The 22,261-nt window shown below is 59.5% G+C and carries 16 protein-coding genes and 1 pseudogene; 5 read left to right on the top strand and 12 right to left on the bottom strand.

Annotated features, from left to right (window positions below; translation table 11 throughout):
* The first annotated feature begins 4 nt into the window (after positions 1–4).
* A pseudogene (galE, locus tag PSAKL28_RS12030) lies at positions 5–957 on the top strand (UDP-glucose 4-epimerase GalE).
* 115 nt (positions 958–1,072) lie between these two features.
* On the opposite strand, the gene PSAKL28_RS12025 reads toward galE, so the two are convergent.
* The 9 genes from PSAKL28_RS12025 to PSAKL28_RS11990 all read right to left on the bottom strand — a co-directional run bounded on the left by PSAKL28_RS12025 (position 1,073) and on the right by PSAKL28_RS11990 (position 9,267).
* Positions 1,073–1,879: a CpsD/CapB family tyrosine-protein kinase gene (locus PSAKL28_RS12025; protein ID WP_038610494.1), complete on the bottom strand. Its 807-nt coding sequence runs from the start codon at positions 1,877–1,879 to the stop codon at positions 1,073–1,075.
* An 11-nt stretch (positions 1,880–1,890) separates the two neighbouring features.
* Positions 1,891–3,453, bottom strand: a complete 1,563-nt coding sequence (locus tag PSAKL28_RS12020) for a GumC family protein (RefSeq protein ID WP_038610492.1) — start codon at positions 3,451–3,453, stop codon at positions 1,891–1,893.
* Positions 3,454–3,473: 20 nt separating this feature from the next.
* The gene (locus tag PSAKL28_RS12015) at positions 3,474–4,592 is read right to left on the bottom strand and encodes a hypothetical protein (RefSeq protein ID WP_038610490.1); all 1,119 of its coding nucleotides are present in this window, start codon (positions 4,590–4,592) and stop codon (positions 3,474–3,476) included.
* 25 nt (positions 4,593–4,617) lie between these two features.
* Positions 4,618–5,163 (bottom strand): polysaccharide biosynthesis/export family protein, encoded by a 546-nt coding sequence (locus tag PSAKL28_RS12010; RefSeq protein ID WP_038610487.1) that lies wholly within the window; start codon positions 5,161–5,163, stop codon positions 4,618–4,620.
* A gap of 256 nt (positions 5,164–5,419) precedes the next feature.
* Positions 5,420–5,596 (bottom strand): EPS-associated small membrane protein EppA, encoded by a 177-nt coding sequence (gene eppA, locus PSAKL28_RS27860; protein ID WP_167335122.1) that lies wholly within the window; start codon positions 5,594–5,596, stop codon positions 5,420–5,422.
* A gap of 433 nt (positions 5,597–6,029) precedes the next feature.
* On the bottom strand, positions 6,030–7,145 hold the full coding sequence (locus PSAKL28_RS12005) for a glycosyltransferase family 61 protein (protein WP_038616568.1): 1,116 nt from the start codon (positions 7,143–7,145) through the stop codon (positions 6,030–6,032).
* Positions 7,146–7,220: 75 nt separating this feature from the next.
* Positions 7,221–8,378: a GNAT family N-acetyltransferase gene (locus tag PSAKL28_RS12000; RefSeq protein WP_038610485.1), complete on the bottom strand. Its 1,158-nt coding sequence runs from the start codon at positions 8,376–8,378 to the stop codon at positions 7,221–7,223.
* Positions 8,379–8,560: 182 nt separating this feature from the next.
* The gene (locus tag PSAKL28_RS11995) at positions 8,561–8,884 is read right to left on the bottom strand and encodes a DUF3077 domain-containing protein (RefSeq protein WP_051939326.1); all 324 of its coding nucleotides are present in this window, start codon (positions 8,882–8,884) and stop codon (positions 8,561–8,563) included.
* A gap of 152 nt (positions 8,885–9,036) precedes the next feature.
* The gene (locus PSAKL28_RS11990; RefSeq protein WP_038610482.1) at positions 9,037–9,267 is read right to left on the bottom strand and encodes a hypothetical protein; all 231 of its coding nucleotides are present in this window, start codon (positions 9,265–9,267) and stop codon (positions 9,037–9,039) included.
* A gap of 428 nt (positions 9,268–9,695) precedes the next feature.
* On the opposite strand from PSAKL28_RS11990, the gene PSAKL28_RS11985 reads away from it, so the two are divergent.
* Complete coding sequence (locus tag PSAKL28_RS11985) at positions 9,696–13,298, top strand: dermonecrotic toxin domain-containing protein (protein ID WP_038610479.1); 3,603 nt, start codon at positions 9,696–9,698, stop codon at positions 13,296–13,298.
* A 1-nt stretch (position 13,299) separates the two neighbouring features.
* Here PSAKL28_RS11985 and PSAKL28_RS11980 read toward each other — a convergent pair whose 3' ends face one another.
* On the bottom strand, positions 13,300–15,540 hold the full coding sequence (locus PSAKL28_RS11980) for a putative bifunctional diguanylate cyclase/phosphodiesterase (protein ID WP_038610476.1): 2,241 nt from the start codon (positions 15,538–15,540) through the stop codon (positions 13,300–13,302).
* 139 nt (positions 15,541–15,679) lie between these two features.
* Here PSAKL28_RS11980 and PSAKL28_RS11975 point away from each other — a divergent pair, with 139 nt between their 5' ends.
* The 3 genes from PSAKL28_RS11975 to PSAKL28_RS11965 all read left to right on the top strand — a co-directional run bounded on the left by PSAKL28_RS11975 (position 15,680) and on the right by PSAKL28_RS11965 (position 19,157).
* Entirely contained in the window at positions 15,680–17,299 is a 1,620-nt protein-coding gene (locus PSAKL28_RS11975; RefSeq protein ID WP_038610473.1) for an NADP-dependent glyceraldehyde-3-phosphate dehydrogenase, read from the top strand.
* A 108-nt stretch (positions 17,300–17,407) separates the two neighbouring features.
* A complete protein-coding gene (locus tag PSAKL28_RS11970; RefSeq protein ID WP_038610470.1) occupies positions 17,408–17,875 on the top strand; it encodes a VOC family protein in 468 nt (155 codons plus the stop codon).
* Between the two features lie 88 nt (positions 17,876–17,963).
* Positions 17,964–19,157 carry a DUF8534 domain-containing protein gene (locus PSAKL28_RS11965; RefSeq protein ID WP_038610467.1) on the top strand — a complete coding sequence of 398 codons (1,194 nt, stop codon included), beginning with the start codon at positions 17,964–17,966 and terminating at the stop codon, positions 19,155–19,157.
* Between the two features lie 156 nt (positions 19,158–19,313).
* On the opposite strand, the gene PSAKL28_RS11960 is transcribed toward PSAKL28_RS11965, so the two are convergent.
* Both PSAKL28_RS11960 and PSAKL28_RS11955 read right to left on the bottom strand, forming a co-directional pair.
* On the bottom strand, positions 19,314–20,744 hold the full coding sequence (locus PSAKL28_RS11960; RefSeq protein ID WP_038610466.1) for a sigma-54-dependent transcriptional regulator: 1,431 nt from the start codon (positions 20,742–20,744) through the stop codon (positions 19,314–19,316).
* Positions 20,713–22,209 (bottom strand): sensor histidine kinase, encoded by a 1,497-nt coding sequence (locus PSAKL28_RS11955; protein ID WP_038610463.1) that lies wholly within the window; start codon positions 22,207–22,209, stop codon positions 20,713–20,715. Before PSAKL28_RS11955 ends, PSAKL28_RS11960 begins: the two co-directional genes overlap by 32 nt.
* Positions 22,210–22,261 lie beyond the last annotated feature (52 nt).

The following is a 22,261-nucleotide window of genomic DNA, read 5'->3' as shown; positions in this document are numbered from 1 at the left end:
TTGGATGAAGTTTTTGGTTGTCGGCGGCGCAGGCTATATCGGTTCGCACATGGTCAAGCACCTTTCAGGTGCCGGTCATGACGTGGTGGTCGCAGACATTTCCCCTGCCGGCCCAGGCATCAAATGGGTCGTACTGAATATCGCGGATGCCCATGCACTGGATGCTCTGTTCGCCGAGTACTCTTTCGATGCGGTCTTCCACTTCGCTTCCTTCATCCAGGTAAGCGAGTCTGTCACTGACCCTGCCAAGTACTACCAGAACAATGTGGCGGCTACCCTGACCCTGCTACAGGCCATGGTCCGTGCCGGGATCAGCACACTGATATTTTCTTCGAGTGCAGCCGTCTATGGCGACCCGCAGTATGTCCCGATCGACGAAGGGCACCCCAAGGCGGCAATCAACCCCTATGGACGCAGCAAGTGGATGGTGGAACAGATACTCGAGGACTTCGACCGCGCATACGGGCTGAAATCAGTCTGCTTACGCTACTTCAATGCCGCCGGAGCAGACCCTGAGGGAGAGTTGGGCGAATGCCATGAACCAGAAACCCACCTGTTGCCTTTGATCTTGCAGGCCGCTTCCGGGCGGCGCAACGATGTCACTGTTTTTGGCCGTGATTACGACACACCCGACGGCACCTGTATTCGTGACTATGTCCACGTCGCCGACCTGGTTTCGGCACACTCGCTGGCCGTGGACTATCTATTGGCCGGCGGCGCAAGCACGGCGTTCAACCTGGGCAATGGTCTGGGGTTTTCTGTACAGCAAGTGATCGATGCCGCCTGTGCCGTGACCGGTCGCCAGATCATCACCCATGACGCCCCGCGCCGCGCTGGGGACCCGTGGCGGATGCCAGCAAGGCCAAGGCTGTGCTGGGCTGGCAGCCGCAATTTGCATCGCTCAAACAGATCGTGAGCCATGCCTGGCACTGGGAACAGCAGTATCCCTGGCACTGACACCGCCTTATACCCCCCCCGGTGGGGAGCGGGCTTGCCCCGCGATTGCGTGCGATCAGTCACATCGCATCGCGGGGCAAGCCCGCTCCCACCGGGTTTAGCTTTTACTTACTAACTAATAGTAAGAGCGCGGTTGCGGCCCCGCCTTGTTCAATACCGTACCGATCAGATTGGCCGTCGCCAGATGGTACATGCAGTCTTCGATCTCTTTCTTGTTGTTCGCACCGTTAGCCACCACCAGCAGCACACAGTCGAACTTGGGCAGTACGTTGATGGCGTCGTCGGAACTCAACAAGGGCGGCAAATCGAAAATGCAGATACGCGAATCGTAGCGCTCGCGCAGCTCGCTGATCAGGTTGCTGACCTTGGGGGATGACAGCAGCTCGGTAGAGAGTGGAATGGGTTCGCGTGTCGGCAGCACCACAAAGCGTGGCAATGTCGGGTTGACCATGACTTCCTCCAACCCGGCCTTGTTGGACAGCAGCTCATTGAGCGACTTTTCCATCGAAAGCCCCAGGCTGGCGCCGACTCTTGGCCGACGCAAGTCAAAGTCCACCAGCAACGCCGTTTTGGTGGTGTGATGGGCAATACTCATTGCCAGGTTGATGGCCAACACCGTCTTGCCCGCTTCCGGCGTTGGCGAGGTAATAGCGAGCGTGCGCCAGCCATTCTCTTCCATCGTCTGCAGCACCTGCGTGCGCAGCAGGTCGAACGACGTACTCAGGTTCGAGTTCTTGTTGTAAGCCACAATCCGATGGCGTTCCAGGTGCTCTGCGCGCAACGGCACGACCCTGGTTTGCACATAATCGAACTGACCGGGTACTTCCGGTTGCCCGGCCAGCGGCGGGGCGTCCGCTGCCGGCGCGGCATCCGGGTTGACCTGATGAATATTCTTTCCAAAAACCGAGGTGATCCTGTCCATCACTGCTTTCCCTATTCAAATCTAGCCATAGCTTTAAATAGCAGAAGATCCAAAGGCATGTAGAACACGTGCACCAACACCAACAGCATAGCCATCAGCACCAGGCCGGCGAGAAGCAGCAGCATTCGCCACTTCTTGCGCTGCGCCAGATCTGCCTGTGTAGGAATGTAGGGAATGGCCACCAGCACGCGCCGGCCCACTACGCTCTCCAGGGCCCCTACACCGCGTACGCGCTGATTCAACAATTCCAGGAGCATCACCAGCGCTGCACCACCTGCTGGCGCCAGTACCAGGCCCAGCGCAGCAATTTTCTTGCGGTTCGGTTTCTCCGGTTTCTCCGGCATCATCGGCGGCTCCAGCAGCACAAAGCGTTCGGCTTTGTTCTCCTGTTCCAGGCTTTCGGTAATCTTCGCCCCCATTTCCTTGGCGCGGATTTCCTCATACTTCTTGCGGGCGTTGTCGTGATCACGCATCAAGGTGACCAGGCCGCGCTCGACTTGCGGCGCTTCAAGAATTTCCGCCTCGTAGCCTTCCATCTTCTTCACCAGTTCGCGCTTTTGCTCGGCCAGTGAAGCGATACGTTCCTGCGCAGCGCCAATCCGGGTACGGACCCGGGCAACGTCCAGGCTTTCCGTAGAAGCCCGAGTGCCACGTACGCCAGAGGCTTCGAGCGCCTGAATCTTGCGTTTGACGGCAACCACATCCGGGTGCGCGTCGGTGTATCGGGTCAACAGCCTGGTGTACTCGGCCTTGAGGCTGGGCAAGTCCTGAAGCTGATCAACAGTGGATTTGGCGCCTTCTGCCTTGGAGGTCAGGCCGGCATTGGCAGCAGACAACTCAAGCTCGAGATAACGCAGCTCTTCCTGCGCCGTTTTGTAGTCGCGGTCGACTTCCCTGAACTCCAGTTCCGAACGTGACAACATCCCCATGCGCAACGCCTGATGCTCGGGCAAGGCGTTGGCATGGGTTTGCTTGAAGTCGGCCAGCTGGTTTTCCAGGCTGGCCAGCTCGGCGCCCAGCTTGTTTGCTTCCTGGGTCAGGAACACGGTGGTTTCGCTGGCACGCTCGGTGCGCTGCTTGATGTTCTCATTGAGAAACAGCGTGACCAGTTCGTTGGCAACCTCTTTGGCAACCTCCGGGCGCTTGTGCTCAAACGACACGTTGAAGGCAACCGTCGCCTCGCCACGCCCTTTGATGAAGGTACTGAGCGTGGCCACAACAATTGAATTGCGCATCAGGTCGATCTTGTCGAACTCGCTGAAGCGCCCGCCCTTGTCGGCAAACAGGTTGTACTTGTCGATGATCCGCAGCAGGTTCTCGCGGGTCATTACCCGCTGGCGAATGACTTCAATACGTTCATCGGCATAACTGTTGTTGTTCGCCGACACCAGCTCCGGGGAAATCTGCTGCGATTCCACCAGAATGGTGCCGGTCGACTGATAGATCGGCGGGACGGTAACCGCGACCACAGCGGTCACCGCAAGAATGACCACGATACTCACCCCCAACAGCAGGGCCCGGTCCTTGATAATGGCTATGTAATCATTGAGGGACAGCTCGTATTCAGATTTCATAGGGGCCACTCTGCCGAAGTTCAGAGGTCGGGAAATCTATAGGTCAGGGTCATACCAATGATCGTGCCTACAGCATCTGGCAAACCGTCTTGCTGGCGTTCCTTGTACATCAACGATAGGCGCAGATCGCAAAAAGGCGAAAGTTCTCGACTCGCCCAGGCGCCGTAAGTTTGCAACGTGTTTGGCGTTTGCCCTTTACTGTCTTGCCAGGCCGCATCAAGGCCGACACGACTGGTCTCGTTGACCGCGTAGCTCCAGCCACCGCGCACCGAATCGACCTCGGTGAAACCACCCTCGGCGCTGGCGACAGTGCTGCGTTCGGCATCGAGACTCAAACCGGTTCGCTCCCCCGTGTAGTAAAGAGAAAGCCCGCCCTCCCCGCGGCGACCACCACCGTCACCGGAAACTTCATTGACGCCCAGGTGTACATCGCCCTGCAGACGCTCGGAGAACTGGTGCTTCAACCCGACTACCGGGGTGTAGCTATTCGAGGCACTCGCCAGGGTTTCATCCTCCGGCTCATAGCGCTTGGCACCAATGCCGGTGTACAGATCGGTACGCTCACTCCAGGCGTAGGTCCAGGTCAGAACCGTCGCAAGCTCTTCATAATCGGTGAGCGTATCGATGTCGTAGCTGGCGCTGGAGTACTTGGTTTCGTTGGACAAGGTGCTGCGCTCAGTCAGCGCGCGATTCCAGTTCCCTGTCAGCACATACAGCTTCTGCGTGCCATCGGTGGTGGTGACCACGCCGGTGTCCTGAACAGCAGAAGACAGTGTCGAACTTTCATTGTATTGCGCCGACAGACCATAACCGCCCGTTTCGGTCTCGCGCTGCCAACCCAGAATCACATTGGGGTCCTCACGGTTATCGACGACATCCGTGTCAGACGAGCGCAGCACCCGCACCCCGAGCCCCAGGCGCAACTGGTCGCGATCGAAGGTGCCGACGAGGCTGTAGTCGGGGGCGATGATCGTACGCGTCACACCCTCCTCCCCAGACGTCAAGAGCAACGGGTTGCTGTCGTATTCGACAGTGGTCGGCAATGCTGCCGAGGACTGCCAGGTGGAGGCTTGGACCATGCCCGAATACGGCAGGATCAAGAATGCTGTGGCTACGCCGGTTATTCGCAATAGAGGCACTGTAATTCTTATTCGGTCAGGCAAGTTAAGGTACGACCAGCGTATCGCCGGCCTGGAGCTGGATATTGGTAGACATATCGCGCCCGGAAATCAAATCTTTATAGTTCACGGGCAATATTTGTTGGCCACGGACCACCTTGATGGCGCTTCTGTCCGCGAACTTGTCCAGCCCCCCTGACATGCTCAGTGCCTGCAATACCGCCGTCGGGCCGGCCATCTGCACCGGACCTGGCTTGATCACCTTGCCTTCTACATAGAGCAGATTGCCGGCCGCGTTTTTGACGACAACACTGACGGTTGGATCGGAGAGGTAATCTTTGAGCTTGGCAGCGACTGTTTTTTCGACGGCAGCGGTATCAAGCCCTTCAACCTCAACGCGCCCTACCAAAGGGAAGGTGATACTGCCATCGGGAAGCACGCTGACCTCCCCTTGCAGTTTTTCATCACCCCAGACGGAAATGGACACCACGTCGCCGGGATTGAGCAGATAAGGGGAATTTTTTTCGATCGCGTTGCCAGCACCCGACCAGACCACCAGCACGCAGAGCACAGACGTCATCAAACGTAGCATGAGGATCCCTCCGGCCAGGCGGCCAAATGAGCACTAATTGAGAACAGCACACAAACTCTCGCTCTCTTCGCAGCCCTACAACCCGCTGCGCTGGCTTCGATCTTCCGCGAAGCCGGTACCGCGTCCTTCGATCAGCGCGCCCGAAGGCGACAGACCAATGGAATATAGCAATGGCTTGCGAATAAACAAGCCGTTAGCAAATGTCGCGGCACTGTATTAATACAATAGTATTAATCGTGATACTCATTAACTTCGCTTACACTTTTCGTCTGTTGGCGACCGCAATAAAGCCAATCACTGCAAACGCAAAAAGCCAGCCCGCCGTGCCGATTGGCACGACACTTGTTTTATTAATATAAGAATCGGCGGCCCCCGCCGCGCCACTCATAAGCACTAACAGGAAAATCGACTTGATCAACAGTGTCGAGCGCATAATCCCCTCCAGAAAGGCCTGGTATAGAAAAAGAAACCAAAAGCGTGCGGCGGGTGAAAGATTGTTGCGTTGTTGAATTGAGCTTATGAGCACAATGACACTACGTCAACGATCCGACACCATAATAAATCTCAATGGGAAGCGCCGTATCGCGTCAAAATGCCGTCAGCGGATTTATTCAGCCTCGGGTGTATTCCGCTGATCGCTCTAGAACGCCATTCTTCAGTGAGTGCTGGGGATAACAGCTGTGTTAACGGGCGAAAAAATCACCCGTCGTACTCCCCAAAATTCGCTTGAGGAAGGCGACAGGTAACCGACGCCAGCACGAACCTGGCGCCGAATGAGAGAGTGTGTGTTTCAACGCTGAGAAATCAAATACGAATATTTCTGCTTCGTAACCTGACGTATTGCCTCGGGATTCAAGTGTGCGCGGCTATAGCGGAAACAGATCCAGCGTGCGCTCAACTTCTTCAATATCAATTTTGAAGCCGTCGCCTTCCGGCGTTCCGACCACAAAGCCGAAGTGCTGATTGTCGCGGTCAGTGAGGAACTTGTAGTAGCTGACAAAACGGTTCGGTGGCTGCAGCACCAACAACGACCCACCCGGCTGCAGTACATTGACACCATGAACCAACTGGCTCCCCTCAACCCCCATCACGACCCTCGCCCCGGCGCAGGTCGCAACAATGGTCGGAACATCCGTTCTCAACGGATCGAGAATGCGAAACCCGCGGGTTTTGTGCAAATGCTCAGCGATCGCGATTTCATTGCGCAATAAACGCAAGTCACCATCGCCGCCGCGAAGAATGAATACGCCAGGGTGAGAGGCGTAGCTCACGTGCGAGAGCAGTTTTTCCCCCATCGCACGGTAGCGTAAATGTCGGCTGCGGTTGTTGCTCAAGTCATCGAACAGCACCAGCTCACGAAAAAACGCACTGCTTAAGCGAACCGGCTTCATGCCGAGCCAGTTCTCATAGGCCGGCGCCTGGGAAAAGATCGGAAACCTGGCGGATGGCGCGGTGGTCACCGGCACCCCTTCGTTGCAGGCCAGTGCGTAGGTCACGCAGTCTTCCATCAACCACGTACCAAACCAGGTATTGCCATTTTGCGTGCAATAAGCGGCCCCACGCTCGATCTCGGTGTCCACAACGATGCGTGGAAGCTTGGTGGGGTTCAGCGACAACCACAGGCTGGCGTTGCCCTTGTACAGGGCTCCATCGATCAGCCAGACGTCCTTTATCAAGTGGCCGCGTGTCGCGCCATGATCCATCCTCAGGCGCCCGTGCATGGTACGGGCAGGATGCTCGAAAGGAAAAAAACGCGCCTCCCAGGCGCTGACACGCTCTAACTGGCCGGGCAGAAAAAAAGCCGGTGGCGAAACCGTTGTTTCACCTGGGGCAATATCCCAGCTTTTCGCCGCCACATTTTTCAGGTTGATTTCTGCTTTGCGCGCAAACAGTTTTCTCGCCATGAATTTATAGGCGGAAAGTGAGATTCTTTTTTGTTTTCCAGCGCTCGACGCACTGAAATTCGAAAGATTACTTTCCATGAAGATCACTCCCCTCAAGGCACGGTCAATCGACAGGCGCACAGCGCCCGCGTTGACCTCGACCCTGAACATTGCTTAGTTGGAAGGAATCCGTTCCATCAATGGCGGGGACTGCAAGTTGGCGTAACGACTTCGCAGCGTTTCCACAAACAGTTCACCCGAACTTTTGCCACCGTAGAGATAAATTTTGTGCAATCCGCCAAACACCATTTCGTGATAACGGTCGGCAACTTCGTCATCACTTGCGCCGTCCGGCAAACCCAGGTGGAGCGTTAATTTGTCACCTTCAACAGCAAATAGCGGTGTGTCCCACAAGAACTTGGCCGTGCCTGTCTTTGGCAACCGCACAAACATATAAGCGTGATTACCCAATGAATCGATATCGCCGCCGCGCCGCCGTTTCCACTTCAACAGCCCGTCATCCGGGCGCGCCAGACAAAGGCCTATGTCGTAATAATCAAAACCATTTTCCACGGCCCACTCCAGGGCCATGTAAGTGTTGATCGAGTTGGCTTCTTTGAGTTTTTTCGCATCTGAAAAAACCGCTTCGCAATAGCCAAAACGCAGGGTGCTCCAGTAGCGTTTTGTACCCCGCGTGATTTCGCAGCCAAGGTGACAGCCAACCACTTCGTCGCCCTGCATGATCAGGTCGAGCCGGCCGACGGTCTTGGCCAGGCGAAACACCGTCTCGGTGGAAAACTGTGCCGCATGCTCACCTTGCCTGGCCGTGGCATAGGCGCGCAGCAGGTGTTTGTCGGCCATTGCAATCTCTTCATCCGACAACGCCTGTTTCATCCAGTACAGCGGTCGGTGCTTGCGGATGCTTCGACGCAGCTCGCTGTCGTAGCGGGCGGTGATTTCTTCCAGGGAGCGCCCCAGCAGCGGTACCACAGCACTCAGATAGTGAGGGACACTCAAGGCCCCGGAGGTCGGCATCTCACTGACCACCACCACATGACTCGATTCGGCCGGTACCGCCTGATCGGGCGCCACAGGCGAATCCCTCAGCGACTTCCCGCCGATGAGCACCTTGGCCACATCCCGGTACTGCTTGCGGCCGACATACAGAATTTCGAACGGGCTTTCCTGCTGTAGCCGGAACCGGGTGATCTCCCAGCGCCAGAAGCACGCGCGCCCGAGGATATCGTGCAACTTGTTTAACGCAGTTCTGATCTCATAACGCATTGCCGGTGATACATGCTTTCGGACAACTGCCACCAAATTCGCTTTCATTTCTTCGTCCTGTGAATTGTTGCCTGGTGGCAGATCAGTAAAGCATCAAGTAGCACCCGAATAGATATTCTTGAACGACAAGAGCCCCATAACGAACGATCTGACTCGCTCACATTCAGTAACAATTAAAGGTGCTGGGTAGCGACTTTGCAAGCCGAATACTTCGGGGCAGCGCACGTATTTTATGGCGCCAATTTTCCTTCGGAATCGGGCGCCCCTGCTGCCATAACATGGGCCACATCCTCAACCAGCGCCTTGGCCATCCCGCTCAGGTAATGTGCCGCCCACACCAGTGTGTAGTCCTGATCGACTGCGGCTTGCAAGGTGAGCTTGTGGACGCAACTCATCAGCACGGTGGATTGCTCCAGCGCATAGTCCAGATCATGACCTGCGGTGGTGCGGAACAAACGGTCATCGATTCGCCCGCCGATGCCTTCACCGAAACTGCCGATGCCCGAAGTTTTGAGCGGCTCGCTTGAGTCCCTCGGCTTTTTCCTGTCAGTCATCTTCACTTCCTCAACATCTATCGTCGCCACGCCCGTTGTAGGAGCGGATTCATCCGCGATGGGGCGCGTAGCGGCCCCAGAAATGGGACTGCTACGCAGTCCATCGCGGATGAATCCGCTCCTACAAGCTCCCATACAGGGAAAGCTTCAACTCAGTGGCGCAACTGCACCTTGCTCAGCGCCAGCTCGACCAGACTGCGAGCGCTGTCGATTTCATGCATGGTCGCCAGCGTCAGAATCTGCCCGGGCGGTTGTGGGTGCAGCAGTACCGTCTGCTGGGCCACGGTCAGTGCGCAGACGAGATACTCCGAGATCTGCACGAGGAGGTCTTCAAGGGAATGGTCATGGGGATGGAGGGGTGGATCGGGGACGATCTTGAGCATATACACCTCTGGAGTTTATGAGGCGGCCACTATCCTGCTGTCAAACAGGAAGGTGGCAGCTATACGCGGGTTGACAGACCGATAACTCCAGAGGACAACTCGGCGCACACGAGGTGCCCCACGTACAGCCGCCATAAAGCGAGCACATGTTCTGAAGGTTAGGTCAGCCTGTCAAAGCCGGTCGTTGAATGCCAACGACCGGCAGAGACTAGGCTGCACTCCAGAGCAGCGCAACGGCTCAAAGGCGTTGCAAGTATCTTTGGGAAATGGACTACAAGGAAGAGGGATAATCTGAAAAGGTGCTGGATAAGTCATTCGTCCTCGATCGCGGGGCAAGCCCGCTCCCACAGTGTCATTAACAACTATTTACCACCCTGGCCGCCCTCGCCTCCCGCCTCCTGAGTGCCCCTTGAACAGGAGCACCGCAGATGCCATCCATAGACCTGGAAAACCCGCACCAACAGCTGATCGAGCGCCAGCTTCCGGCCTGGAGTCAACACGCTTCTCCCGAGCAGTGGCAAACCTTGCACGAAACCCTGCTGCCCGCCCAAGGTCTGCCCGGCGAAGAGGCCGACTGGTTCGCCAATGCCGCACCCGATCTGCGCGAGGCCGTTCAAGCCAGCCAGACACGCCTGGCGCGCTCACAGAACACCCTGGCCCGCGCACTGAAGGGCTTGAAGAACATTGCAGAATTCGCCGAACCCCTGCTTGCACAAGCGCTGGCAACCCACCACCAATTGTCGGTCCCGTTACGCAGCAGCGAACTGATCCACATCCATCACCTGTTTACCTGGCAAACCTACGTCAGCCAGCACGAACGCCGAAGCCTGCTCGACGCCGCCCTGCACAACTTCGAAAACGCGATCGAGTTCAGCCGCGAAAGCGCGCTGGCCCTGGCAGGTGATGCGCAGGTTGAAAAGACCGTGGTGATTGGCAAGACCACACTGGGTGACAGCGAAACACTGGTCGACATCGAGCTGGAATCCGAGGCCTACTCGATCAAGCCTTTAAGGCTGTCCCCGGAAAATTTCGCACGTACCTGCCGATCCCTGGACCTCGGTCAGCGCTACCAGACACACCTGGCATCCGTGTTCGCCTCCGCGCAGGTCGCCACGCTGGCGATCAGGGTTCACCAGGATCGTCTGCGCCTGGCCGCAGACCTCGCCTTCCTCCGTCACCATGTGAACGGCAAGGCACTGGACAAGCTGCAGGCATTGCTCGACGAAGGCACGACACTGACCTGCAGCCAGTTGAGCCTGTTCGGTATCACCTTGCATGAGGTGCTGATCCTAGACCTGGGCGAAACGGGCCTGCTGCTCCACTTGCCGGGTCACGGGATTTCGTTGCGCCAGTTCGCGAACCTGTCCGCATTGCATGAGCATTTGCGCGATGACCTGCGGCAGGCGGACTTCCGGCAACGCTTTCTGGCCTACGTCCCGCGCGATCAGCAGCAAACGTTCCTCAGCCGTTTGCGACAGAACCTTGATGCCAACGGTAACGCGTCGCTGTACCTGGAGTCGGTCGCCATCGAAGGTGAGCTGTTCAGCTTCCTCCACCAGGACCATGTCGCCCGGCTGAAAACCGAGGCCCGTCAGCTCGCGGTGCCGACCGCCGATGCCGACGAGCAGGCGCGCAAACGGCGTCAGGCACTGTACGAGAGCCTTGGTCTGAATGCGCTGATGGTGGCCGGTCTGTTTGTCCCCGGTGTCGGCACGCTGATGACGGCAGTGATGGTCTGTCAGTTGCTCGACGAGGTGTATGAGGGTTACCAGGCCTGGAACGTTGGTGATCGTCAGTTGGCACTGCGCCACCTGGAAGCGGTTGGGCTGAACCTGGCACTGATCTGCGGGCTGCATGTGGCCGGCAAGGTGGTGCCAAAACTGTTCAACAGCCCGCTGATGGAAAGTCTCGAACCCGTTCGCAGCGCCGCAGGTACCCAGCGTCTGTGGCGTCCCGAGCTTGTTTCCTATGCCAGTGACGTTGTGCTGCCCGAACAGCTGCAAGCCAATAGCGCCGGGCAGTTCGAGCACCAAGGCCGCAGCTTCATCCGCTTCGATGGCCATGTCTTTGAGCAGCGCCTGGACCCGGCCCTGGACCGCTGGCGCATCGTCCACCCCAGCAACCCGGAGGCCTATCAGCCGCTGCTGGAGCACAACGGCGAAGGCGCCTGGCGCGCTGAACATGAGCAACCCCATGCGTGGTCTGGCGCGCGCCTGGTGCGACGGTTGAGTCCGGACTATCAGGGATTGGACGATGTCGATCTGATCAGGGCAATGCAAGTAAGCGGCACGAGCGAGGAACTCGTGCTGCAGACCCACCTGGCCAATCAACCCATCCCCGAGCCGCTGGCCTATACCCTTGAAAGCCTGCGCACCGAAGGCTCGTTATCCGCAGCGCTTGAACAACGCGCCAGCCAACTGGCCAGCGACCTGCCGCTGACCCGCGCCGCCCTGGGGTTGTGGCTGCCGCGGCTGGTCAGCGATAACAGCGAACGACTATTGCTGGTGTGCCTGAAGCGCCTGCCCGGCTGGTCGCCAGAGCTGCGCCTGGAGATTCGCGCTGGCAGCCCGCAAGGTACAGTGCTGCACGCCATTGGCGAGGTGCAGGCAAGCGAGCGGGTGGTGGTGGTCAAATCGCTTGATGGTTACGAGGCCTACCTTGGTGAGCGCCCGGCTCCCGGGGTGATCGACCATGACCTGTGTCGCGCGGTCGAGGCGGCACTGCCCAGCCCCAAGCGTCTGGCCATGGGACTTGCGGCCAATGCTGGGGAAGCCTTGCGCGAACGCGTATTGATGATGGTTGCCGATGACCGCAGCGCACTGATTCGAAGCCTGTGGGGTTATCAGCCAAACCGTTGGGGCGAAGGGATGTTGCGCGGCGGCGAACCGCCCCGGGGTTACTCGCGGCAGTTTCTGCACACGCCAGTGGCGGTGCGCTATCGGCGGCTGTTTCCCAGCACGTCCGATCTGGACATTCAGGCGACGATCCAGGGCTGGCGCAATCGCGGCCTGTCGCCAACAGTCGAACTGGACCGACTGGAAGATCGACTGCAGGAACTGCGCCGCGACCTGGTCGACTGGGCAGTGCCGGTACCAAACCGGCGGCGAGCCATCCAGCGCATAGAAAATGCCTGGCGGCGTAACGCTGGGCAGACGCTAATGAACGGCAACGCCCTGCATACCCTGGACCTCTCGGCCCTAAGTCTGAATGACCAGGACCTTATCACGCTGGCGCTGCCCGATGACTTCACTCATATCGGCGAACTGGACCTTTCCGGCAACCCGGGTGTGACGACCTTGCCGGCAGAATTGTACCAGCGCTTCCCCGCCCTGGAGCGCCTGCGGCTGACCCGCTGTGGCGTCAACCAGATGCCCCGCGTGGGCATGCCACAGACACTGGTTTGGCTGGACCTGGAGCACAACCCACTGGTCTGGGACGCCAGCGCCCAGGCAAGGCTCGACAGCCTCGTCAACCTGCGCGTACTCGACCTCTCGCATTGCCCGCTGGGCCGCGCTCCGGACTTCACCGCGCTACCCCATCTGCGCACCGTGTTCCTGACCCGCTGTGGCCTGAGCGAGTTGTCCAACGGCTTGCAGGGGCTGGTCGACCCCCTGTTGCTGGATTTCGCCTACAACCCGCTGGCAAACCTGCCAGCGGTAGACGCCATCCCACACCCTGCGGCGCGGGCATTGCGACTGGAGGGCAACGCCTTAAGTGCGCAGGTATGGGCGCAAATCGACAGCTACTACCAGGCCACCGGTATAGATTTATTGATTCCGGACGTTGACTACGAAGAGCTGCTCGGCGGCGCCAGTGCGGACCAGATGGGCATCTGGGAGCGCCTGCCACTGCAGTATCGCCGCGACCTGCGAGCGCTGGTCGAGAGCAACTGGTACCGCGACACCCTGCCCGACTCGCATGCCGAGGCCTGGCGGCGTCTTACGCGCATGGACCAGGATCAGTACTACCGCAGACGCATGCTGGCGCTGCCTGCAGAACGGCTGCTGGACCTGGAGATTGAACACCGCTGACTCAATCAATCGCCAGGTGTTGGCGCATCTGACGATCAGCCAGCCAGGTCTGTAACGCCTGCGCTGGCATCGGCCGCGCCATCAGGAAACCCTGGCCCTGGTCACAGCCGGCATTGCGCAGAAAGTCATACTGGGCCTGGGTCTCGATGCCTTCGGCGGTGATGTGAAAGCCCAGGGCATGGCCCAGGTCGATGATCGCCCGGGTAATCGCCACCGCGTCATCATCCGCGGGCAAATCCTTGATGAAGGCGCGGTCGATCTTCAGGTGATCGATGGGCAGCGACTTGAGGTAGGCCAGCGACGAGTAACCGGTGCCGAAGTCATCCACCGCGGTTGCCACCCCCATGGCCTGCAGCTGGGCCAATGCCGCACAGGCCTGCTGCTGGCTTTCCATCAACAGGCTTTCGGTGATTTCCACCTCCAGCAGGGTCGGCGGCAGGTCATAACGTTTCAGGCTGCGCGACAGGCTGGCGACATAGTCACTGCGCTCGATCTGCAAGGCTGCAACGTTGATCGCCAACGGGCCCGGCAGGCAGTCGGCAGCGCGCCAGGCGGCGATCTGCTGGCAGGCAAGCTCGAGCACCTTTTCCCCCAGGGGAATGATCAGACCGGTACGCTCGGCCAGCGGAATGAACTGCGCCGGCGATACCAGGCCATAATCGGGATCGCGCCAGCGCAGCAGCGCTTCGGCGCCTTCGACACGCCCACTGAACAGGTCGATCTTCGGTTGGTACCAGAGTTCGAATTCATTGTTCTGCAACGCCCGGCGCAGGTTGCGCTCCAGGCACAGACGCTCCTGCAGGCGCTCGGTCATGTCCGGGTGGTACAGCCGCCAGGCGTTGCGCCCGCTCTCCTTGGCGGCATACATGGCAGTGTCGGCATGGCGCATCAAGCGGTCGCTGCTCTGGCCATGTTCAGGGTGCCAGGCAAGACCGATGCTGCCGGTGACCAAGGCCGCGTTGCCATTGAGGTCGAAGGGTAGCTGCAGGGTTTGCAGCAGGCCTTGAACCCGGTCAATACAGGCGTGCTCAGCGCCAATCAACAAGAACGCGAATTCATCCCCGCCCAGGCGGCAAAGGCCATCCTGAACATCAAGCACTTGCACGAAGCGCGCGGTGGCCTGTTGCAGCAACAGGTCGCCCATCGGATGCCCGAGGCTGTCGTTGACCTGCTTGAAACCGTCGATATCCAGAACCAGTACGGCCAGGTGCTGCTCAGCGTTGATCGCCTCTTGCAGGCGCTGATTGAACAACACCCGGTTAGGCAAACCGGTGATCACGTCATAGTGGGCCAAGCGCTCCAGCTGCGCCTGGGACTGTTTGAGTTCGCGGTTGCGCAGGTTGATCAGGTGGTTGCTGCGGTTGAGCTGGGCGACAAAGACACTGAACAGTCCGGTACAGGTCAACGCAAACAGGAACAAGGGTGAGGCAAACAGGCTCATGGACGGCCAGCCACCCAAGGGGCTCGCCGCCAGTTGCCACAGCCCGCCGGGCACATCGACATTGACCGTTACCGCATGCTCTTCAAACAGCTTGGGGTTACCCCAGATCATCGCACCCGCCGAGCCCTGGCCATCGGCACCGCGCAGGGCCAGTTCATAGCCCGGGTCAAGGTCCAGCCCTGCGGCGCTGAGCAAGCGGTCAATGTCTGCCACGATCGAGACATTGCCCCAGTACAGCTTGACGCCCTTGTGCCCCTTGAGAAATACCGGGCGCCGGTAGATCAGCCCGCGACCGCCCTGGTACAGCTGCACGGGCCCTGCCAGCACCGGGCTGTAGTGGTCGCGCGCGCGTTGCAGCATCGGGTACTGGTCCGGCAGGTGACGGTAGTCGACGCCGATGATGCTCTGGTTGCCCTTGATCGGATAGACATCGTCAATCACATCGCCCGGCGCCACCGAGATATGGCGGATATGCGGAACCGAGGCGATGGCCTGGCGTGCCATGTCATGAAAGTGCTCGGGGCTGATCTGGCCGTCGGCGCTGATCAGTTGGGCAATGCCTTCGGTTTCGCCAAAGGCCGAGCGCAACTGCGCCTCCAGGGCGGCGCGCACCCCGGACAGACGTGCGCCGGCATTGGCCACCAGTTCGCTTTCCTGGCGCTGCACGTCCAGGCGCCCAAGCGCCACCGACAGGCCGATGCCGATCAGCGCAAAGCCGATCGGCAGCAAGCGATTGAGGGTGGTGCCCAGGGTCGCGGGCAGGACCAGTTTGTCATCAAGGGCGAGGATTCTTGTGCTCATAGGTCCGTTGTTCGCGTCGGCATACCGCTTTATCGGCGTGTCGCGCGCAATATTGAGTGAGGCTGGCTTTTTTTAGCGCGCTGGCGTTATGCTCGAACTGAAACGTTTCACCCATTATAGAAAAAGAGGTGCTGCGCCCATGGACCGTCTGCTCGATTCGCTGTTTCCCACCGCCAACGAGATCCCCGAGGCGTACCGCCTGGGTGAACCGCTGGTACAACGTGAGTACCTGGTCAACGGCCAGTTGCAGCGTTGGGACGGGCCGCTGGCCACCGTGCGCAGCCCGGTATGGCTCAAGGAAGGTGATGAAGAGCGCCAGGTAATCCTCGGCAACACGCCACTGCTCGATGCCGACACCGCCCTCACTGCCCTGGACGCCGCCGTGCACGCCTACGACAAAGGCCGCGGTGCCTGGCCAACTATGCGTGTGGCTGAACGTATCCAGCACGTCGAGACTTTCCTGGGCAAGATGCGCGAGCAACGTGAGGCAGTGGTCAAGCTGCTGATGTGGGAGATCGGCAAAAACCTCAAGGACTCGGAGAAAGAGTTCGACCGTACCTGCGACTACATCGTCGACACCATCAATGCCCTCAAGGAGCTGGACCGCCGCTCCAGCCGCTTCGAACTGGAACAGGACACCCTCGGCCAGATCCGTCGCGCGCCGCTGGGCGTGGCACTGTGCATGGGCCCCTACAACTACCCGCTGAACGAAACCTTCACCACCTTGATTCCGGCGCTGATCATGGGTAACACCGTGGTGTTCAAACCGGCCAAGTTCGGCGTGCTGCTGATTCGCCCCCTGCTCGAAGCCTTCCGTGGCAGCTTCCCGGCCGGGGTGATCAACGTTATCTATGGGCGCGGCCGCGAGACCGTCAGCGCGCTGATGGCCAGTGGCAAGGTCGATGTGTTTGCCTTCATCGGCACCAACAAGGCGGCCAGCGACCTGAAAAAGCTCCACCCACGCCCGCATCGTCTGCGCGCCGCTCTGGGCCTGGATGCGAAGAACCCGGGGATCGTGTTGCCCGAGGTCGATCTGGACAATGCCGTCAACGAGGCCGTTACCGGCGCCCTGTCGTTCAACGGCCAGCGCTGCACGGCGCTGAAGATCCTCTTCGTCCATGAGCAGGTAGTCGACAGCTTCCTCGACAAGTTCCAGCGCAAGCTGGCTGCGCTCAAGCCAGGCATGCCCTGGGAACCTGGCGTAGCGCTGACGCCGCTGCCCGAGGCGGGCAAGATCGACTACCTCAACGGCCTGGTGGCCGATGCCGTCGAAAAAGGCGCGCAGGTCATCAACCCAGGAGGCGGCAGCAGCCGTGGCTCGTTCTTCCACCCGGCGCTGCTGTACCCGGTGAATGCCGGAATGCGCGTGTACCAGGAAGAACAGTTCGGCCCGGTGGTGCCAGTGGTGCCCTATCGCGACCTGCAGACCGTGATCGACTATGTGCTCGACTCCGACTTCGGCCAGCAACTGAGCATCTTCGGCACCAACCCGGCTGAAGTCGGGCGCCTGGTCGACACCTTCGCCAACCAGGTCGGGCGGATCAACCTCAACGCCCAGTGCCAGCGTGGCCCGGACACCTACCCGTTCAACGGCCGCAAGAACTCCGCCGAAGGCACCTTGTCGGTACACGATGCGCTGCGCGTTTTCTCGATCCGCACACTGGTGGCGACCAAGTTCCAGGAGAGCAACAAGCAGCTGATCAGCGACATCATCCGTAATCGTGATTCCAGCTTCCTGACCACCGATTACATTTTCTGATTGCCGTCCGTCCAGCGCCGCAGGTTTTGATTTGCCCAATCGCCGAAACTGTACAAATATACAGTTTCGCGCCATCCACCCTGCGGCGCGCAAAGGAGGATTCATAAAATGGCCGTCAAACCAATCCCCGAAGGACAGCACAGCATTACCCCTTACCTGGGCATCAAGGATGCCGGCAAGGCCATCGACTTCTACAAAGCCGCGTTCGGCGCGGTCGAAATGTTCCGCCTGGAAAGCCCGGATGGCCGGATCGGGCATGCGGAGCTGAAGATTGGCGACTCGTCGCTGATGCTCGCCGACCCCTGCGACATGGAGGGTGGCCTGGTCAGCAGCCAGTCGCTCGGTGGCGCAGCGATTGGCCTGCACCTGTATGTCGATGATGTCGATGCGCGCTTTATCCAGGCCCTCAAGGCCGGTGCCACCCAGGTCAGGGCCGTGGAAAATCAGTTCTACGGTGACCGCAGCGGCACCTTGAAAGACCCGTTCGGCAATCTCTGGTTCGTCTCGTCCCACGTTGAGGACGTCTCGGTGGAAGAAATCCGCGCCCGCGCCGCCAAGCTGTTCGGCGGACAGTAATCCCGGTGATTCCCGGCTGGCGAGCCATGGCCGTCAGCCGGGCTTTGCATTAAGGTGGCGGGCACAGGAAGGCTGGCCAGGATTGCTCATGAGAATCATCGAAAAAAACACCGCGCTGGTGCGCACGCTCACCCCTGCCGAAGATGAGCTGCTGCACGGTTTTGTCCAGGGCAACCTGACCGGCCCACGCCTGCTGCAGGCCAATCAGCTGTTGCTCAAGATCCGCGCCGCCGGGCACTGGCTGGCCTGTGACTGCCAACCGCGGGCAATGCCGATTCTCAACGTCAATCTCAACGGCAATACCGGCACCCTGTTTCTCAAGAACAACCCAGGCACCGCCGAGCATGCCTGCGACTGCGCATTCATCAAGGATGAGCGCGAAGCTGCTCGCCCAGAGGATGTCGAGGTAATCCCGGCCGCCTGGTTACCCCCCGACACGCCCTTGCGCCTGATCGGCGATTTTCGCCGCCCCGCCCCTGGTAGCGGTGGCGAGGCTGGCAATGGTGGTGACAAGCGTGAGCAACACCGGCTGCTGTCCTTGCTGCTGACGCTGATCGAAGCCGGTGGCCTGAACGTCTACGCCAGCCACCTGAAAAAAGACCTCAGCGGACAATTTGCCGAGCTGCGCAGCGTCGCCAGCCGTTACCCCTTGATCGAGCGGGTGCCGGCCAGCAACTACCTGGAAACCCGCCTGGACATGAAGCACATGATGATGCTCAAGGCACGCCTGCGCGACTCCAGCGCCTTTGGCAATCATCGTCGCTACGGTTTGATGCTCGATTGCGTCAGCCAGATCAAGGCACGCAAGGTGTACAACGAACGCAGCGAAGACGGCTTCGACTTTCAGGGGCATCACTTGCTGTGGGGCGGCAGCAAGACTCCGGGGCCGTTACTGGCCCTGGCCATCTACTCACCGGCCAGTGCGGGCAGCCATTTTTACGAACTGATTCATGTCGCCAGCGTCCCGGTGCTGTCGCGTGGGCAGCTGTTTCCGGTGTATCGCGATGAAGAGCGCGAGCCGTTGAAGATGCTCATCTCCTTGATCGACTGGATGGCCAGCAAGGGCGTCAGGGTGATCATGCGCCGCCCGGTGATTGGCGGCCAGGGCATGGATGCATTGGTGCTCAGCTCCGATCAGGACCGGGTGCTATCGGTATCGCTGACCGAACAACCGCTGGGGCCGGAGCCTGAAGGCGAAACGTTCAAGCGCTATGCCGACTTCAAGAGCCTGGACACCTTTCGCAAGTATGTCGCGGGCTTCTTCATGCGTGGACGTGAGTAATCGCGGGGCAAATGAGACCGGGTGGGAGCGGGCCTTGCCCCGCGATCTGCCGCAAGGCGGCAGTAAACCCAAGCGGCGCGGTGTACCAGAGGGTCCGCACACTCAGGATTTGCGGCCGTTATGCGCCCGATCGCGGGGCAAGGCCCGCTCCCACCATCACCACTGCCGCTTATCTGGCCGGGTCAGCCCAAGCTTTTCGATCCGGTAACGCAACATATCCCGGCTCAACCCCAGAAGCCGCGCCGATTTGGTGACATTCCAGTCGGTACGATCAAGCATCTTGCGCACCATCTCGCGCTCCACCTCAGGCAGGCTGGTGGAAGCCGGAACCTCAGCACTGCCATTATGGCTGTCATGAAACGCCAGCGCCGGCATCTCAAACGGCTCATCGACCAGACTCATGCAGACATTGAGCTGATGCGGCGCAATCTCCTCGTTAGGTGCAAGCAACACCGTCTGCTCAAGCATATTGCGCAGTTCCCGCACGTTGCCCGGCCAGCTGTAGTTGAGCAGCAGCTCTTCGGCCTCCGGGCTGAAATGCAGGTGCGACTTGCCATAGCGCTTGCCATGCAGGGCGAGGAAGTGCCGGGCCAGCAGCAGGATGTCTTCACCCCGGGCGTACAACCTCGGGACCTTGATCGAAATGATACGCAGGCGAAAGAACAGATCACGGCGAAACTTGCCCTGTTGCACCATCTGCTCCAGGTTGCAGTTGGTAGCACTGATGATGCGCAGATCGACCTTGCGTTCCTTCACCGCACCAATCCGGCGTATCGTCCGGTCTTCCAGCAACTTCAGCAGTTTGGCCTGCAGTATCAGGTCCATTTCCCCGATTTCGTCGAGAAACAGCGTGCCGCCGTCCGCCGCCTCTACCAGGCCGACCCGGCGGTCCTTGGCATCGGTGAACGCGCCCTTCTCATGGCCAAACAGCTCCGCCTCCAGCAGGTTGGCCGGAATCGAGGCGCAGTTGAATTCGATAAACGGCCCCTTGCTGCGTGCACCGTCAAAATGCAGGGCGCGGGCCACCAGTTCCTTGCCCGTGCCGGTCTCGCCTTCCACCAGCACCGGCGGTAAATCACCGCTGGCCATGCGTCGTTCGGCATCGAGCAACTGCGTGAGCGTGTGCTTGAGCCCGAGCATCGCCGGCGACTCGCCGATCAGCGACTGGCCACCGGATTTTTGCGCTTCGCGCTCCTGGTAGAACGACAGCGTACGTTCCAGGCGCTCGGCCGCCAGGGCTTTGTCGAGCATCAGTTTGAGTTCGGCCAGTACCACCGGTTTGGTCAGGTAGTGAAAGGCGCCCTCCTTCATCGCCAGCACGGCATCTTCGACGTTGCCGTAGCCGGTCATCATGATCACCTTGAGCTCCGGCGCGCGCTCGGCCAAGGCTTTGATCAACTCATGACCGTTCATGCCCGGCAACGAATTGTCGGTCAGTACTGCATCGGGTTGACACTTGGGCAGTTGCTCCAGCGCCTCCTCGGCGCTATGACACACCGTGACCTCGAACCCTTTGCGCTCTAGATAGGTCTGGATATTCTCAGCAAGGATTTCATCATCCTCCACCACCAGGATGCTCTGCTCCATGATCCCCTCCCGCTGCAACATTGAAAATCAGGCATACGCGGGTTCCTTCCTCTTCGCGACTGGTCAGGCTGACCGCGCCGCCGAAACGCTCCATTATTCGTTTGACCAACACCAGACCGACGCCCAGGCCGCCCTGTTTGGTGGTGAAAAAAGGTTTGAAAACCATTCGCTCCTGTTGCTGGCTCATGCCTTTGCCAGTATCACTCAAGGTTAGCTGGACCTTCCCTTCGCCGGTCAGCTCAAGCACCTCGAGGGTCAACCGGCCACCGCCTGGCATCGCCTCGAGGGCATTGGAAAACAGGCTGTTGAGGATCTGCGTGAGCAATACCGGCTGGCTCACCACCAACGCCGTCGGCGGCGTGCTGACCTGCAACTGCACCTTGTTGCGCTCGGTCTGCTGGGCAAAAGCGCTGCAGGTGTCTTCAACCGCCGCAATCAGGTCAACGGCTTCGGCATCGTCCTTCAACGGCCGCAACGACACCAGTAGCTCCCGCACCCAACGCGACATACGGTCGACCTGATTGATGATGTCGCCGATATTTTTCTGCGAGCGCTCACTGGCAATTTCCTGAGCCAGTTCAGCACTGGAGCGGATGGTGGCTAACGGATTGCGCAAGCTGTGGGCCACCGCCGAGGACATCTCGCCAAGGGCGACAAAGGTTTCGCTGGCCACCAGTTTGGTCTGTTGCGCATGCAGCAAACTCGCCGCACGGCGCACGATCCAGAACAGGCCGAAGTAGATCAGCGCGCCGCCGAGCAAGGTCGACGTCCAGATCAGCACATAACCACGCTGAATGCGCCGTACCAGGTCCTGCGGCTCCTTGTACACCTCAACCATCGACAGCACCTGAGTACCACTCTCGTCGAACATCGGGATGTAGTTCTCGATGAACAGGTACTCCGGCTCACGCTGGAACTTCTGTTCTTCGCGGTCTTCATCGGCCTTGTGGTAACTGGCCGATACCGGTACTTGCGAATGGAACGACTCGTCGAGGTCGTCATCGCCGACGATCTTCTGACCAATCAGCAACGGGTTGGTGGACCAGACGATGGTCCGGTCCAGGGCATAGACATTGGTCAACAAGGTGTCGGGCAAGTGCTCGACGTGGTCGAGGAACTCGATACGCGTGGACGCTGCCAGGTCGGCGCTGATCCCTGAGTGCTGCTTGTCCATCCGCGGATCGAGCAATTGCGCCATGGTGATGCCCGGCGGAATCCGCGAATGGCGCACCTCGGCCTTGGCCATGGCCTGGATGAACTGCGCGGTGAGCATGGCATCACGCTCGACGCTGTCATTGACCACAAACTGCGTCGAGACATAGCCCAATCCCACCGCCACCGAGGCGATGATCAACAGACTGACCACAGAAAACCAGCGCAACAGGTTGAACTCGCGCAAGGTCCGGTCAGGTGAAGCCTGGTTTGGGTGGCCCTCATCGGCCAGTTTCTTGTTCAGCACCTGCATCGATAGTTCCTGGCGGGCTGTTTTTTTCTTACAACTTATAGCCCAGCCAGGT

Source organism: Pseudomonas alkylphenolica (assembly GCF_000746525.1).
GTDB lineage: Bacteria > Pseudomonadota > Gammaproteobacteria > Pseudomonadales > Pseudomonadaceae > Aquipseudomonas > Aquipseudomonas alkylphenolica.
The sequence above is the reverse complement of the archived record's forward strand: the minus strand, read 5'-3'. Positions and strand labels throughout refer to the sequence as shown.